Source organism: Winslowiella toletana (assembly GCF_017875465.1).
GTDB lineage: Bacteria > Pseudomonadota > Gammaproteobacteria > Enterobacterales > Enterobacteriaceae > Erwinia > Erwinia toletana.
Genome location: NZ_JAGGMQ010000001.1, coordinates 3,151,845 through 3,166,361, shown reverse-complemented (window position 1 = coordinate 3,166,361; position 14,517 = coordinate 3,151,845). Strand labels below are relative to the sequence as shown.

Genomic DNA, 14,517 nt, shown 5'->3' with positions numbered 1-14,517 from the left:
CGGTCCAACAACTATTGGATGAGAAGTAAGTGGGGCCGCTTCTGACAGCATCAAGGGTTAAAACTAAAAAAATTTTCATTTTGATGAAAAAAAACAGGCCCGCATCAGCGGGCCTGTCAGTAAACACAAGGTCAGATTAACGGGCGCTGACTTCACGCATCAGCCCCTGCTGACGACGCTCTGCGGCCAGCCACACGCCCAGCAGCAAGCCCATCAGCGCCAGCGCCACCACATACCACGCGGGCGCCATTGGCGTGTACTTCATCATCAGGGTGACGGAAATCGGCGTCAGGCCACCGAAAATGGCGTAAGCGACGTTATAAGAAAAAGAGATACCGGTAAAACGCACTTCGGCCGGAAAGGCATGCACCATCACAAACGGCACCACGCCGACCACCCCCACGCTGAGTCCGGCAATGGCGTAGGCGAGGAACAGATATTGCGGCGCCACCGCGGTGCTGTGGAAAAACCCCCAGCTGCAGATCGCCAGCAGCAGGCTGCCGACCGTCAGGACTTTCGCCGCGCCGAAGCGATCAACCAGCAGACCGGCGATAATGCAGCCTGTCATCAGCATCACGGTCGCCACGCTGTTGGCCTGCAACGCAGTGGCGGCGGCAATGCCATGCTGTTTTTGCATCAGGGTTGGCGCCATCAGGATCACCACCACAATGCAGGCCGAGAGCAGCCAGGTCAGCAGCATCGACACCACGACCCCACGCTTATGCTCCGCCAGTACGGTTTTCAGCGGCAGCGCCTCAGACAGCGCTTTACGCGCCTGCATTTCACGGAATACCGGGGTTTCCTGTAACCAGCGGCGCAGATACATCGCCAGCAGACCAAAAATACCGCCAAGGAAGAACGGAATACGCCAGCCGGTGGCGGCAATCGCCTGTGGCGTCATAGTGGTATTGATCAGTGTGGCGACCAGCGATCCGAGCAGGATGCCAAAGGTGAGTCCGGCGGTCAGCGTGCCACAGGCGATGCCAGTGCGTTTTTCCGGCACATGTTCGGCGACAAATACCCAGGCGCCCGGCACTTCACCGCCGATTGCTGCGCCCTGCAACATGCGCATCAGCAGTAACAGCAATGGCGCGGCAATGCCGATGCTCTGGTAAGTGGGCAGCAGACCCATCGCCAGCGTCGGCAGCGCCATCAGCAGAATACTCAGGCTGAACATCTTCTTGCGCCCGACCCGATCGCCAAAGTGCGCCATAATAATGCCGCCCAGCGGACGCGCCAGATAACCGGCGGCAAAGATACCAAAGGTCTGCACCTGGCGTAGCCATTCCGGAATATCCGGCGGGAAGAACAGTTCGCCAATCACCGCCGCGAAAAAGACGAAGATAATAAAGTCGTAGAACTCCAGCGCACCACCCAGTGCCGCCAGAGAGAGGGTTTTGTAATCCTGCCGGTTTAAGCGGCGTGCGATATCGTGATCCATAATTTTTCGTGCATTTCCAGAGGCAGAAGAAAAAAGTATAGCTGTAGCTGTAAAGCTGCGATGACTATACCGTCAATTTCTCGCTACACCCAGTCGTGCTGGATCTTATGCCTGAAAAATTCGTTTTTCAGTTGTTTGTGTCACGTCTTGCGCTTTTAGGACGAAAAGCTGCTACTACCGCCCCGTCAGTTTCCACATACGGGCCTTCCAGCAGCTGAATGCAGTAAGGAACGCTGGCAAAGATGCCATGCACACGCGTATTACCCTGCTCATCTTTCAGCCCTTCCAGCGTCTCTTTAATCGATTTCGGCTGGCCTGGCAGATTAAGAATCAGCGACTGTTTGCGGATCACCCCGACCTGGCGCGAGAGAATCGCGGTCGGCACAAAATTCAGGCTGATTTGCCGCATCTGCTCGCCAAAACCAGGCATTTCGCGATCGGCCACCGCCAGCGTGGCGTCTGGCGTCACATCGCGACGCGCCGGACCGGTGCCGCCGGTAGTCAGCACCAGATGGCAGAACATCTCGTCCACCAGCTCACAAATCGCCTGCTCAATCATCGGCTGCTCATCGGGCACCAGACGTTTTTCCAGTTCGAAAGGGGTGGTGATCGCCTGTCCCAGCCACGCCTCAAGCGCGGGCAAACCCAGATCCTGATAAATGCCGTTTGAGGCGCGGTCGGAAACCGAGATCAATCCTATGCGTAGTGTATTCATTGTCAGTTCGCTGCGTAGTCGCGGCCAGTCAGAAACGGCGCGGTTTTTGAAGAAGGGTTGTCAGCAAGAATAAACCATCGGGGCGGGAAAGAGAAAGTGGCCGCTTGCCGGCCACCTGAAAACCATTACAGCAGATCGGCAATCATCTTCTCAAGTTTGCCCTGGTCGATGGCAAAGTTACGAATGCCTTCTGCCAGTTTAGCGACCGCCATTGGGTCCTGGTTGTGCTGCCACAGGAACTCAGATTCGGTCATTTTCGCCGGACGCGCTTTCACTTCGCCTTTAAAGCTCAGTTTACGCTCAACGGTGCCTTCGCTTTCCGCCAGCTCTTTCAGCAGGCCAGGGGAGATAGTCAGACGGTCACAGCCTGCCAGTTCCAGAATCTCACCAACGTTACGGAAGCTTGCGCCCATCACCACGGTTTCATAGCCGTGCTGCTTGTAGTACTGATAGATTTCAGCCACTGAAACCACGCCTGGATCTTCGTGCGGCGCGTACTCTTTTTTGTCGGTATTCGCTTTGTACCAGTCAAGGATACGGCCAACAAAAGGAGAGATCAGGAAGGCGCCCGCTTCTGCACAAGCACGTGCCTGCGCAAAGGAGAACAGCAGGGTCAGGTTACAGTTGATGCCTTCTTTTTCCAGCTGCTCAGCGGCACGGATACCCTGCCAGGTGGAAGCCAGTTTGATCAGGATACGGTCGTTGCTGATACCTGCATCGTTGTACAGTTTGATCAGGCTACGCGCCTTGGCGATGCTGGCTTCGGTGTCGTAAGAGAGACGAGCATCAACTTCAGTAGAGATACGGCCGGGGATCAGCTTCAGGATTTCCAGACCGATATTCACCGCCAGTTTATCGGAGGTGTACTGAATCTGTTCTGCTTTATCGCTGCTCTGATCGCGCGCCCAGGCGATCGCTTCATCGATCAGTTTGCGGTATTCAGGGATTTGCGCGGCGTTCAGAATCAGAGAAGGGTTGGTGGTGGCATCCTGCGGCTGATACAGCTTCATCGCTGCGATATCGCCGGTGTCAGCAACCACAGTAGTCAGCTGACGTAAGGAAGTAAGTTTGTCCGTCATAGTTGTCATTCTCATTAGGTTAGACTGTCGAGGGGTAAAAAGTCTGTGGTCGATAATATCACGCGCAACTGACCACGCAAGGTAAGGTTGCCGCTAAACCGATAGCCAGCGCGAATCGTAATGATTTGCCTGACCTGATGGCTTTTTTGCTACAGTATGCGGGACTAACCATACGAATAAACAGAAGAAAACCCTGCGGGGCAGCTGAGGAACAGAACGATGTTGATGGTAATCTCTCCGGCCAAAACGCTGGATTTTGACAGCCCGCTGGCGACCCAAAAATTTACCCAATCCGCACTTCTCGACAAATCGCAGCAGCTGATCGAGTTGGCGCGCGATCTGTCACCGGCGCAGATTGGTTCGCTGATGCATATCAGCGATAAGCTGGCGGAACTTAACGCCCAACGTTTTAACGACTGGCAGCCGCCCTTCTCACTCGACAATGCACGACAGGCGATCCTGGCGTTTAAAGGCGATGTCTATACCGGCTTGCAGGCGGAAGATTTTAGCGCCAAAGATTTCGACTTTGCCCAGCAGCATCTGCGGATGCTTTCCGGCCTGTATGGCCTGTTGCGTCCGCTTGATTTAATGCAGGCCTATCGTCTGGAGATGGGCATTAAGCTGGCTAATCCGGCAGGGAAAGATCTCTATACCTTCTGGGGCGATACCCTGACCGAAGCGCTGAATGATGCGCTGGCGGAGCAAGGCGACGATGTGCTGATTAACCTCGCTTCTGATGAGTATTTTAAAGCGGTGAAGCCGAAGAAACTTAACGGGCAGATCATTAAACCGGTGTTTCTCGATGAGAAAAACGGCAAATTTAAGGTAATCAGTTTTTACGCCAAAAAAGCGCGTGGGCTGATGAGCCGCTATATCATTCAGCAACGTCTGAGCAGACCAGCGCAGCTGAAAAAGTTCGACCTTGAAGGTTACTTTTTTGACAGTGAAGCCAGTTCAGCGCTTGAACTGGTGTTTAAACGCCACGAGCAGAAATAAATACCTTTGCGGCTTGCGGGCGGCGAAAACGCCGCCCCTACGTTCATCTGGTGTAGGGGCGGCGTTTTCGCCGCCCGTCCCACAACAAGGTCCTACTTCAGCAAAAACGCCCGCAGCTCAGCAAAATCCGCCTTCATAGTATGCGAAAGCAGATCGAGATCGGCACGCTCCGCCAGTTCTGGCGGCAGCGGCAGTTGCTTGCCAAGGATCGCTTCCACGCTCTCTTTAAACTTCGCCGGATGCGCAGTGCCAAGGAACAGGCCAAACTCGCCATCCTGCAGCTGATCGCGCAGCAGACGATAGGCAATCGCCGCATGAGGTTCAGAAACATAACCGATGCTGTCAAGCTCACGCATGGTGGCTTTGGTGGTTTCATCACTCACCGCGCCGGTCGCCAGATCCTGTAAACGCCAGGTTTTACGACGGAACAGCTCTTCGACGCGCGGCCAGTTATTTGGCTGGCTGACATCCATCGCATTCGACAGTGTGGCGACAGTGGCATTTGGCTGCCATTCACCACTGGTCAGGAAGCGCGGCACGGTGTCGTTGGCATTGGTGGCGGCAATAAAGCGCTTCACTGGCAGGCCCAGCGACTTGGCCAGCAGACCCGCGGTCAGATCGCCAAAGTTACCACTCGGCACCGAAATCACCAGCTGGTTACGCTGTTCTTGCGGCAGCTGCGCGACCGCTTCGAAGTAGTAGCAGATCTGCGCCAGCAGACGGCTGATATTGATTGAGTTCGCCGAGTTAAGGCCAATCGCCTTTTTCAGCTCTTCATCATCAAATGCCTGCTTCACCAGCGACTGACAGGCATCGAAATCACCATCAACAGCGATAGTTTCAATGTTGCCGCCCAGCGTACAGAACAGCTTCTCCTGCAACGGACTGATTTTGCCTTGCGGATAGAGGATCACCACGCGCACATTGTCCATGCCGTAAAACGCATGGGCCACTGCGGCACCGGTATCGCCAGAGGTGGCGGTCAGAATGGTGACCTGCTCATCGGCGCCGCTGATATAAGAGAGCATCTGCGCCATAAAACGGCCGCCGAAATCTTTAAACGCCAGCGTCGGGCCATGGAACAGCTCCAGCGCGGCGATATCTTCGGAGACTTTCACCACCGGCGCCGGGAAGGCGAAAGCCTGCTTTACGCGCTCCTTTAACTGGTGCGCTTCAATTTCATCGCCGATAAACGCGGAGAGGATTTTGCTGCTGCGGGTCACGAAATCCAGCTTCAGCATCTCATCGATATCAGTCAGTTCAAACTCAGGCAGCTCCAGTGGGAAAAACAGCCCTTGCTGTTTGCCCAAACCCTGCTTTACCGCCTGGGCAAAGCTGACCTGCTCGTTGTGATCCTTAAGGTTATACAGTTTCATGCGTTATCCCAGTTTACGTGCGCCTGCCGTGTCTAAACGGCAAATATGTACAAAGCCTTCATCATTCTGCAGGTAGTGCTGGCTTAGCCAGTCAGCCATACGCTGCGCGGTATCCGTGTTGTCGCAGACGGCAAACAGCGTCGGGCCGGAGCCGGAAATACCGCAGGCCAGCGCGCCAATATGGTTTGCCGCCTGACGTGCTTCGGCAAAGCCCGGCAGCAGCTTAGTGCGGTAAGGCTCAGCGATCACATCTTTCATCAGTTTCGCCGCCAGCTCAGGCTGCTGCGTGTGGCAGGCATGAATAAAGCCCGCCAGATAGCGGCCATGTTTAATGCAATCTTCTTTGCGATACTGCGCCGGTAAAATCGCCCGCGCTTCGGCAGTGGAGACTTTAATGCCCGGGTAAGCCATTACCCACAGCCAGTCATCAAAGCCTGGCACTTCCTGACTGATAATGCCGTTCTCTTCCAGCATCAGTTGCAAACCGCCGAGGAAACAGGGCGCGACATTATCATAGTGTACGCTGCCAGAAATACGTCCTTCCAGCTCGCCCATCAGCGCCAGCAGCTCGGTATCGCTCAGTGGCTTACCGCAAAACTCATTCATCGCCATCAGGCCAGCCACCACCGAACAGGCAGAAGAGCCCAGTCCGGAGCCGATTGGCATATTTTTTTCCAGCGTCATCGCCACCGGCACCTGCTTACCGATCGCTTCACAGAAGCGCGCCCAGCACTGGTAAACGATATTCTCTTGCGGATCGGTCGGCAGTTTACTGACGAAGCGTCCTTCATTCACCAGGCTAAAGCTCTCTGCCGCTTCCACGCTGACGCAGTCGCCAAGCAGCGAACCGTCAACCGGCGAAACCGCCGCGCCAAGCACATCAAAGCCGACGCTGACATTGCCAATTGAGGCCGGCGCATAAATTTTTACCATTATTAAACTCCCAACTTCCATGACAGCGTGCGTAACAGATCGGCAAATACCCCGGCGGCAGTCACATCATTCCCGGCGCCGTAACCGCGCAGAACCAGCGGGATCGGCTGATAGTAGCGGCTGTAGAACGCCAGCGCATTCTCACCATTTTTTACTTTATACAGCGGATCATTACCGTCGACGGCGTCAATTTTTACCTTACAGATGCCGCCCTCTTCAATCGCACCGACAAAGCGCAATACTTTACCCTCGGCAGCAGCAGCGGCAACACGCGCACTAAAGGCGGCGTCAAGTTCTGGCAGACGCTGCATAAAGGTTTCGACATCGGCAATCTGATTCAGGCTGTCCGGCAATACCGCTTCAATCTCTATATCGCTCAGCTCCAGCTGATGACCCGCTTCACGGGCGAGGATCAGCAGCTTGCGCGCCACATCCATACCGGAGAGATCGTCACGTGGATCCGGCTCGGTAAAGCCCAGATCGCGCGCCATATTGGTGGCTGCCGACAGTGAAACGCCTTCATCCAGTTTACCAAAAATAAATGACAGCGAACCTGACAGGATCCCGGAGAAGCGAATCAGCTCATCACCGGCATTCAGCAGATTTTGCAGGTTTTCAATCACCGGCAGACCGGCGCCGACATTGGTGTCATACAGGAACTTACGGCGCGATTTCTCCGCCGCGGCGCGCATCTGCTGGTAATAGTTCCATGACGAGGTGTTGGCCTTTTTGTTCGGCGTCACCACATGGAATCCGTCGGCGAGGAAGTCAGCATATTGATCGGCCACCGCCTGGCTGGAGGTACAGTCGACAATCACCGGGTTCAGCAGGTGATACTCTTTCGCCAGTCGTGACAGACGCTCAAGACTGAAAGGCTCTTTTGCCGCCTGTAACGCCTGCTGCCAGTTATCTAACGGCACGCCGTGGACATTGGTCAGTAACGCGCGCGAGTTAGCGATACCGCAGACACGCAGATCGATATGTTTATTCTTCAGCCACGCCTGCTGACGATGCAGCTGCTCGATCAGCGCAGCGCCGACGCCGCCGACGCCAACCACAAACACTTCGATCACCTGATCGGTAGCAAACAGCATCTGATGCACCACGCGCACACCGGTAGTGGCATCGTCATTACTGACCACCACGGAAATTGAGCGCTCGGACGAGCCCTGCGCAATCGCCACAATATTGATATTGGCGCGCGCCAGCGCCGAGAAGAATTTGGCCGAGATACCGCGCAGCGTGCGCATGCCGTCGCCGACGACCGAGATCACCGCCAGCTGCTCCATCACATCGAGCGGCTCCAGCAGGCCATCTTTTAATTCCAGATAGAACTCATCTTCCAGCACACGGCGCGCACGCGCCAGGTCGCCCTGCGATACGCAGAAGCTGATGCTGTATTCGGAAGAGGATTGGGTAATCAGCACCACCGAGATACCAGCGCGTGACATCGCGGCAAACACGCGCGCTGCCATGCCGACCATCCCTTTCATCCCCGGCCCGGAGACGTTAAACATCGCCATATTGTTCAGGTTGGTGATGCCCTTTACCGGGTTTTCATCATCCACCGCATCGCCACCGATCAGAGTGCCGGGCGCTTGCGGGTTGGCGGTATTTTTAATCAGGCAAGGGATCTGGAACTGGGCAATTGGCGTGATGGTGCGTGGATGCAGCACTTTGGCACCGAAGTAGGAAAGCTCCATCGCTTCCTGATAGGACATCGACTTCAGCAGACGCGCATCCGGCACCTGGCGTGGGTCACAGGTATAAACGCCATCAACGTCAGTCCAGATTTCACAACAGTCGGCTCGTAAACAGGCCGCCAGCACCGCTGCCGAATAATCGGAGCCATTACGGCCCAGCACCACCAGCTCACCGCGCTCATTACCGGCGGTAAAGCCCGCCATCAGGATCATATTGTCTGCCGGGATCTGGCTGGCGACGATACGGCGCGTGGATTCGGCGATATCGACGGTGGACTCCAGGTAGTGACCGACCGCCAGCAGTTTCTCGACCGGATCAATCACGCTGACGCCGTAACCACGCGCCTGCAACAGCGCTTCCATTATGGCAATAGAGAGTTTTTCACCACGACAGATAATCGCCGCGTTGACGCTGTCCGGGCACTGACCCAGCAGGCTGATGCCGTGCAGAATCTGTTTTAGCTGAGCGAACTCCAGATCTACCTGCGTTTTCAGACGGTCATAAGCGAAGCCCGGCTGAGCATCAGCCAGACCCTGCAGCAGTTCTGCGAAAATACGTTCGGCGTCGCTGATATTCGGCAATGCGTCCTGACCGCTGATGGTTTTCTCAATCATCGCGACCAGATGATTGGTAATTTTAGCCGGCGCAGAGAGCACCGTCGCGACCTGTCCTTGCTGTGCATTGCTTTCCAGAATATCGGCAACACGCATAAATCTTTCTGCATTTGCCACTGAGGTCCCGCCGAATTTCAGCACTCGCATGTTAAAAACTCTCCTGAATTTATGCCGAAAAAAAAGCCCGCACTGGTTAGGTGCGGGCTTCTTTTTTTGTTATTTCCTGTATGCGTCAGCCCGCACCGTTACCTGTTGTGGTAATGGTGGTGGTAATAATAATTGTGGTATTCAGGCTGATTTTACGCATTTAGATTTTTCGTCTGTCTGTCTTTTCATGTCCGTCTGCCTTCCAGAAGTAAAGCAAAGTGATGGCTAAGTCAATTTTTTTATCGGCGGTAAAACCACCGCGCAACCGCGTGCTGCAACGACGAATGGCTGCTGGCCTGCGCGGATATTTTACCTGCAACAAATTTACTGGTGAGTCACACTGCCAGATGCCGATCATGCCGAGTTTTTATCTATAAGTTTTTTTTCTACATCATGCAGCAGGCGATGCAACATCGCGCTGTCGCGCTGCTCCAGCAGGCCAATACGTTGTTGCAGCCAGTCGGCCAGCTTATGGTCATTATTCACCTCCAGCGTAACTAACAGCTGCTCGATACGCTGGCGCAGCGCACCTAACTGCGGCTGGTCGACCGGTGCCGGCGGCACTACCGCCAGCTGACGCAGCGCAGATAATTGGTAGCAGTAAACCATTACCGCCTGGCCGAGATTTAGCGAAGGATAGTCATTAGCCATCGGAATGCCGGTCAGCAAATCCACCTGCGCCAGCTCGTCGTTTGTCAGGCCGCTATCTTCACGGCCAAACACCAGCGCCATACTGCTTACCCATTGCGCCTTCTCCTGCAGGATGGTTTCAACCTGCTGCGGCGTAGCGTAATAATGAAATTTGGCGCGACTGCGCGCAGTGGTGGCCACCGAGAACTCAATATCCGCCAGCGCGGCGGCCAGCGAGTCAAAATGCGTCGCATTATCAAGGATTTCACCGGCGCCGTGCGCTACCCAGCGCGCAGCGGGTTCAAGATACGCCTGACTTTGCACAATACGCAGCTCGGTAAAACCCATGGTTTTCATCGCGCGAGCAGCGGCGCCGACGTTTTCAGCACGGGCAGGAGCGACCAGAATCAGTGGAAACAGCATGACAGCCTTAAATGTTACATTAGCAGAGGTGGTTACTCTGACATGACAGCATGTTAAATAACAGACAGCTGTATTTAACAATTAAATAACAAGGTTAATTTACCTTGTTAAATTACTTCAGATTTAGTTTAGCGCGCCCGACGTCCGTTAATCGGTAATTAATCCAGATCATTAACAAATATGTAATATTTATCAGTAAATTAAAATCAGCAGTGAAACAAAATTGGTCTGTCAGCGCATTTGAGGCTGAATCGTGGCTATTTCAGGGAGTTTTGTGAGCTAAGCTGGCATTCTGCGAAGAGTTTTTCACAAAAGTGTTAACGTGCTACAATTGATTTTGATATAAGTCAACGAAGCGTTGTTTTAATGCGTATCGCTTGTAGTCAGCACTGTTATGTTGCTGTTAATGCAGTTAGGATAGTCGGTGTTAGGACACTGCCGGGGCATGCAGGATTCATCCTTATGGCTGAGCTGACAATGTTGTTGACGTTGATGGATAGTGCATCAAGAACATAATTCTGTACTTCGGTTAAATCGCTTATTGAACAGCCTGATTCAGGCAGTAGTGATTAACGGTGGTACGTCCTGTTTTCAATTTTGTTGGCAATTTTAGGTAGCGAACACATGCAGACCCCGCACATACTTATCGTTGAAGACGAATTAGTGACCCGTAATACCCTCAAAAGCATTTTTGAGGCCGAAGGTTACATGGTCTACGAAGCTACGGATGGCGCTGAAATGCACCAGGTGCTGACGGAAAACGACGTTAACCTGGTGATTATGGATATTAACCTGCCGGGTAAAAACGGCTTATTGCTGGCGCGTGAACTGCGCGAACAGGCAAATGTGGCGCTGATGTTTCTGACAGGCCGCGATAATGAAGTCGATAAGATCCTGGGATTAGAAATCGGTGCTGATGATTACATCACCAAACCGTTTAACCCACGTGAGCTGACGATTCGTGCGCGTAACCTGCTGTCACGCACCATGAACCTCGCCATCAGCAGCGACGAGCGCAAACTGGTTGAAAGCTATAAGTTCAACGGCTGGGAGCTGGATATCAACAGTCGCTCGCTGGTCAGCCCGCAGGGTGAACAGTATAAGCTGCCGCGCAGTGAGTTCCGCGCGATGCTGCACTTCTGCGAAAACCCGGGCAAAATTCAGACCCGTGGCGATTTGCTGAAAAAGATGACTGGCCGCGAACTGAAGCCGCATGACCGTACGGTTGACGTCACCATCCGTCGCATCCGTAAGCACTTTGAGTCCACCCCGGATACGCCGGAAATCATCGCCACCATCCACGGCGAAGGCTACCGCTTCTGTGGCGATTTGCAGGATTGAGTCGGCGGGCGGCGTTCTCGCCGCCCGTGTTAACGTTTATCACCCGCCGGCCGTATTCATTCCGCTTTAGCCTTTCCACGGCATAATCGGCACCGCACTCAACGCATTCTTCGGTGAACCCTCGACCACTTTGTCGGAATAGGCGAGGTAGATCAGCGCATGACGTTTCTGATCGAAGAAGCGCACCACCTGCAGTTTCTTAAAGATCAGCGAAGTCCGCTGACGAAACACCACGTCGCCTTCAGCTTTACCCTGCGCAATTTTATCACTCAGCGTAACCGGTCCCACCTGCTGGCAGGAGATAGCCGCATCCGACGTATCTTCGGCTAAACCCAGTCCCCCCTTAATACCGCCGGTTTTTGCCCGGCTGATATAACAAGTTACATTTTTTACCTCGGGGTCGTCGAAGGCTTCCACGATGATTTTATGGTCCGGTCCAAACACCTTAAACACCGTATCTACTGAGCCGACGACCTCTGCCTGGGCAGTGAAGGCGGAAAAAATAACTGCTGTTACTAATAACCGAGCTTTTATTATCATTACGTTACCATTGCATAAGAAATAGATGAAACTGTAAGGTAAACGCAGAAACGGGTTTCACACCTGTCTGCATTCACTATCTGACGCCAATTCGCATTGATATAGCACATTCGGACTAATAAAACCGCCGCTGGTTTATGGGCATTTAGTGCTATTATTCGTCGACTTTGCTTTTCCCTGCACCAACACTGAGTACGAAAGAGGACGATTTATGGACCAAGCCGGTATCATTCGCGATTTGCTTGTCTGGCTGGAGAGCCATCTGGACCAACCATTGTCGCTCGACAATGTGGCAGCAAAAGCAGGTTATTCCAAGTGGCACCTGCAACGAATGTTCAAGGAAGTCACCAGCCATGCGATTGGCGCCTATATCCGTGCGCGTCGTCTGTCGAAGGCTGCTGTTGCACTGCGCCTGACCAGTCGTCCGATTCTGGATATTGCGCTACAGTACCGGTTTGATTCACAGCAGACCTTTACTCGCGCCTTTAAAAAACAGTTTGCGCAGACGCCAGCATACTATCGCCGCGCCTCAGACTGGAACTCCTTTGGCATCCGTCCACCGATTCGTCTCGGCGAATTCCAGCTGCCGGAGCCGACTTACGTCACGCTGCCGGAAACCGTGCTGGTCGGTCAGACCCAGAGTTACACCTGTACGCTGGAGCAGATCTCCCGCTACCGCGATGAGATGCGCATTCACTTCTGGCGGCAGTTCCTGACGGAAACCGACACTGTGCCGCCGATGCTGTATGGTCTGCACCAGTCGCGTCCAAGCCATGAGAAAGACGATGAGCAGGAGATTCTTTACACCACTGCGGTGTCGTCCGATCAGCTGACGCAGGCGATGCAGTCAGCCCAGACGGTGCTGCTGGAAGCCGGGGATTATGTGCAGTTTAGCTATCACGGACCGACAGGCGATCTGCAGGAGTTTATCCTGCTGATTTATGGCACCTGTATGCCGACGCTGGGGCTGACGCGCCGCCAGGGCCAGGATATTGAACGCTTCCATACCCATGGCGGTAAGAAGCGCCAGGATCCGCCAAGCGAGATTCGCTGTGATTATCTGATTCCGATTCGGCGTCAGGCTTAAGCGACGGGCGGTGGCGATAACGCCGCCCAATGTATCCAGGCAGCGCTAAAATTAACAAAATGGCAAATTACAGGCGTAAAAAAACCGACTGCTATCGCAGCCCGAAACCACACGCTCTAGCGCTGTAACTCATCCAGAGCCGGCGCATCCAGATGCGAGATATCCCCCGCCGTCTCGACAATCCAGCCAGATGCGAGCCATGAACTCTGCTGATGATCGACACGCGAGATCGAACAGTTACGCAAACGTAAACGACGCTCAGCGCTCGGCGACAGACCAAGAATGGTGCTGACCAGCACCCCTAACGCCATACCGTGACTCACCAGCAGCGGGCGACTGCCAGCCGGCAAATCAAGACAGGCATTCAGCGCGGCATGCATACGCGCGGCCATTTCCGCCATCGATTCACCCTGCGGAATACGGCCACCTTCGGTGCCGTCAACCAGCGTTTTACGCCAGCTCTCTTCTTCTGCGGTCAGCTCATCGATCGGACGCTGCTCCAGCACCCCCATATTCAGCTCACGCAGACGCGCATCCAGCGTCACACTGCAACCGCAAGCGTCAGCAATGATTTCGGCGGTACGGCGCGTGCGGCCCAAATCACTGGCGATAACATGGGTAATCCCTAACGACTTCACGCGCTCAGCCACCTGAGACGCCTGCTGCTCGCCTTTTGCGGTCAGTGCGCTGTCTGATTGCCCCTGAATACGGCGGGCGGCATTCCACAGCGTTTCTCCGTGGCGAACAAGATAGACCTGTAACATGTAGTTTTTCCGTTATACTGCGACAAATTTGCCTAAAGGGTTCAAACAATTATGTACCATGTTGTCGCTGCTACCATCAATCCGGCAAAAATAAGCGCAATTTCTCAGGCGTTCAGCGATGTTTTCGGAGTGGGATCCTGCCATATCGAAGGTGTCGAGGTCGACAGTGGCGTGGCTGCCCAGCCGGTTACAAATACAGAAACGAGAACTGGCGCACGTCAGCGCGTGATGAATGCGCGACAAGTCCGACCAGAAGCGCACTTCTGGGTGGCGATCGAAGCGGGAATCGAAGAGACCAGCGCTTTTGCGTGGATGGTGATTGAAGATCATAAACAGCGCGGCGAATCACGTTCCGCCAGCTTTACCCTGCCGCCGGTTGTGATGAAAGGTATTTATCAGGGACGTGAACTGGGTGATGAAATGGCGCGCCTGACCGGTATTGAAAACATTAAGCACCAGGGCGGGGCAATTGGCGCTTTTACGCATGGTTTACTGACGCGTACCAGCGTCTATCACCAGGCGCTGATTCTGGCGCTCTGTCCGTTTCATAACGACATTTACCAGATGAAAGCTGACGAGTCAGATCTTATCTGAACCATGCAGTAACTGCGTCTCCAGCCAGTTTTTCAGCGCTGGCGGCGCAGCCTTCAGACTGTTGGAGCCACGGGTAATGGTCGCAATACCGGCTTTATCACTACCTGAATGCCGGTTATGTCAGGGGAATACA

Annotated in this window: 14 protein-coding genes, 1 pseudogene and 1 other annotated feature; of the genes and pseudogenes, 4 read left to right on the top strand and 11 right to left on the bottom strand. The window is 54.1% G+C overall.

Annotated elements, in window-relative coordinates:
- Positions 1-136: 136 nt before the first annotated feature.
- The 3 genes from J2125_RS14700 to tal form a co-directional block, all read right to left on the bottom strand.
- The gene (locus J2125_RS14700) at positions 137-1,441 is read right to left on the bottom strand and encodes an MFS transporter (protein ID WP_017800550.1); all 1,305 of its coding nucleotides are present in this window, start codon (positions 1,439-1,441) and stop codon (positions 137-139) included.
- 127 nt (positions 1,442-1,568) lie between these two features.
- Positions 1,569-2,156: a molybdopterin adenylyltransferase gene (gene mog, locus J2125_RS14695; RefSeq protein WP_026111627.1), complete on the bottom strand. Its 588-nt coding sequence runs from the start codon at positions 2,154-2,156 to the stop codon at positions 1,569-1,571.
- Positions 2,157-2,281: 125 nt separating this feature from the next.
- A complete protein-coding gene (tal, locus tag J2125_RS14690) occupies positions 2,282-3,235 on the bottom strand; it encodes a transaldolase (RefSeq protein WP_017800552.1) in 954 nt (317 codons plus the stop codon).
- Between the two features lie 219 nt (positions 3,236-3,454).
- On the opposite strand from tal, the gene yaaA reads away from it, so the two are divergent.
- Entirely contained in the window at positions 3,455-4,231 is a 777-nt protein-coding gene (gene yaaA, locus J2125_RS14685; protein ID WP_017800553.1) for a peroxide stress protein YaaA, read from the top strand.
- A gap of 92 nt (positions 4,232-4,323) precedes the next feature.
- Here yaaA and thrC read toward each other — a convergent pair whose 3' ends face one another.
- The 5 genes from thrC to J2125_RS14660 form a co-directional block, all read right to left on the bottom strand.
- Positions 4,324-5,607, bottom strand: a complete 1,284-nt coding sequence (gene thrC / locus J2125_RS14680) for a threonine synthase (protein ID WP_017800554.1) — start codon at positions 5,605-5,607, stop codon at positions 4,324-4,326.
- A 3-nt stretch (positions 5,608-5,610) separates the two neighbouring features.
- Complete coding sequence (gene thrB, locus J2125_RS14675) at positions 5,611-6,540, bottom strand: homoserine kinase (protein WP_017800555.1); 930 nt, start codon at positions 6,538-6,540, stop codon at positions 5,611-5,613.
- Between the two features lie 2 nt (positions 6,541-6,542).
- On the bottom strand, positions 6,543-9,005 hold the full coding sequence (gene thrA / locus J2125_RS14670; RefSeq protein ID WP_017800556.1) for a bifunctional aspartate kinase/homoserine dehydrogenase I: 2,463 nt from the start codon (positions 9,003-9,005) through the stop codon (positions 6,543-6,545).
- A gap of 26 nt (positions 9,006-9,031) precedes the next feature.
- Positions 9,032-9,158 (bottom strand) — a sequence feature (Thr leader region).
- Positions 9,091-9,165 (bottom strand): thr operon leader peptide, encoded by a 75-nt coding sequence (gene thrL, locus J2125_RS25290; protein ID WP_071590520.1) that lies wholly within the window; start codon positions 9,163-9,165, stop codon positions 9,091-9,093. (Overlaps the previous feature by 68 nt.)
- 194 nt (positions 9,166-9,359) lie before the next feature.
- Entirely contained in the window at positions 9,360-10,058 is a 699-nt protein-coding gene (locus J2125_RS14660; protein WP_017800557.1) for a tRNA/rRNA methyltransferase, read from the bottom strand.
- A 624-nt stretch (positions 10,059-10,682) separates the two neighbouring features.
- Between J2125_RS14660 and arcA the strand changes: the two genes are divergently transcribed.
- Complete coding sequence (gene arcA / locus J2125_RS14655) at positions 10,683-11,399, top strand: two-component system response regulator ArcA (protein WP_026111628.1); 717 nt, start codon at positions 10,683-10,685, stop codon at positions 11,397-11,399.
- A gap of 66 nt (positions 11,400-11,465) precedes the next feature.
- On the opposite strand, the gene creA is transcribed toward arcA, so the two are convergent.
- Positions 11,466-11,939 (bottom strand): protein CreA, encoded by a 474-nt coding sequence (gene creA / locus J2125_RS14650; protein ID WP_026111629.1) that lies wholly within the window; start codon positions 11,937-11,939, stop codon positions 11,466-11,468.
- A 211-nt stretch (positions 11,940-12,150) separates the two neighbouring features.
- On the opposite strand from creA, the gene robA reads away from it, so the two are divergent.
- A complete protein-coding gene (gene robA, locus J2125_RS14645; RefSeq protein ID WP_017800560.1) occupies positions 12,151-13,026 on the top strand; it encodes an MDR efflux pump AcrAB transcriptional activator RobA in 876 nt (291 codons plus the stop codon).
- A 116-nt stretch (positions 13,027-13,142) separates the two neighbouring features.
- On the opposite strand, the gene gpmB is transcribed toward robA, so the two are convergent.
- Positions 13,143-13,790 carry a 2,3-diphosphoglycerate-dependent phosphoglycerate mutase GpmB gene (gene gpmB, locus J2125_RS14640; protein ID WP_017800561.1) on the bottom strand — a complete coding sequence of 216 codons (648 nt, stop codon included), beginning with the start codon at positions 13,788-13,790 and terminating at the stop codon, positions 13,143-13,145.
- A 51-nt stretch (positions 13,791-13,841) separates the two neighbouring features.
- Between gpmB and yjjX the strand changes: the two genes are divergently transcribed.
- On the top strand, positions 13,842-14,384 hold the full coding sequence (yjjX, locus tag J2125_RS14635; RefSeq protein ID WP_209499504.1) for an inosine/xanthosine triphosphatase: 543 nt from the start codon (positions 13,842-13,844) through the stop codon (positions 14,382-14,384).
- Here the strand turns inward: yjjX and J2125_RS14630 are convergent.
- Positions 14,370-14,477: pseudogene (locus J2125_RS14630) on the bottom strand (Trp family transcriptional regulator); the annotation flags it as partial. The gene yjjX and the pseudogene J2125_RS14630 overlap by 15 nt on opposite strands.
- Positions 14,478-14,517 lie beyond the last annotated feature (40 nt).

What these genes read in the sequence shown, in the direction of transcription:
- thrB (WP_017800555.1), bottom strand. Translation starts at nt 6,540, where the DNA reads ATGGTAAAAATTTATGCGCCGGCCTCAATTGGCAATGTCAGCGTCGGC.
- creA (WP_026111629.1), bottom strand. Translation starts at nt 11,939, where the DNA reads ATGATAATAAAAGCTCGGTTATTAGTAACAGCAGTTATTTTTTCCGCC.
- yjjX (WP_209499504.1), top strand. Translation starts at nt 13,842, where the DNA reads ATGTACCATGTTGTCGCTGCTACCATCAATCCGGCAAAAATAAGCGCA.
- mog (WP_026111627.1), bottom strand. Translation starts at nt 2,156, where the DNA reads ATGAATACACTACGCATAGGATTGATCTCGGTTTCCGACCGCGCCTCA.
- thrA (WP_017800556.1), bottom strand. Translation starts at nt 9,005, where the DNA reads ATGCGAGTGCTGAAATTCGGCGGGACCTCAGTGGCAAATGCAGAAAGA.
- tal (WP_017800552.1), bottom strand. Translation starts at nt 3,235, where the DNA reads ATGACGGACAAACTTACTTCCTTACGTCAGCTGACTACTGTGGTTGCT.
- gpmB (WP_017800561.1), bottom strand. Translation starts at nt 13,790, where the DNA reads ATGTTACAGGTCTATCTTGTTCGCCACGGAGAAACGCTGTGGAATGCC.
- J2125_RS14660 (WP_017800557.1), bottom strand. Translation starts at nt 10,058, where the DNA reads ATGCTGTTTCCACTGATTCTGGTCGCTCCTGCCCGTGCTGAAAACGTC.
- J2125_RS14700 (WP_017800550.1), bottom strand. Translation starts at nt 1,441, where the DNA reads ATGGATCACGATATCGCACGCCGCTTAAACCGGCAGGATTACAAAACC.
- arcA (WP_026111628.1), top strand. Translation starts at nt 10,683, where the DNA reads ATGCAGACCCCGCACATACTTATCGTTGAAGACGAATTAGTGACCCGT.
- thrC (WP_017800554.1), bottom strand. Translation starts at nt 5,607, where the DNA reads ATGAAACTGTATAACCTTAAGGATCACAACGAGCAGGTCAGCTTTGCC.
- yaaA (WP_017800553.1), top strand. Translation starts at nt 3,455, where the DNA reads ATGTTGATGGTAATCTCTCCGGCCAAAACGCTGGATTTTGACAGCCCG.
- robA (WP_017800560.1), top strand. Translation starts at nt 12,151, where the DNA reads ATGGACCAAGCCGGTATCATTCGCGATTTGCTTGTCTGGCTGGAGAGC.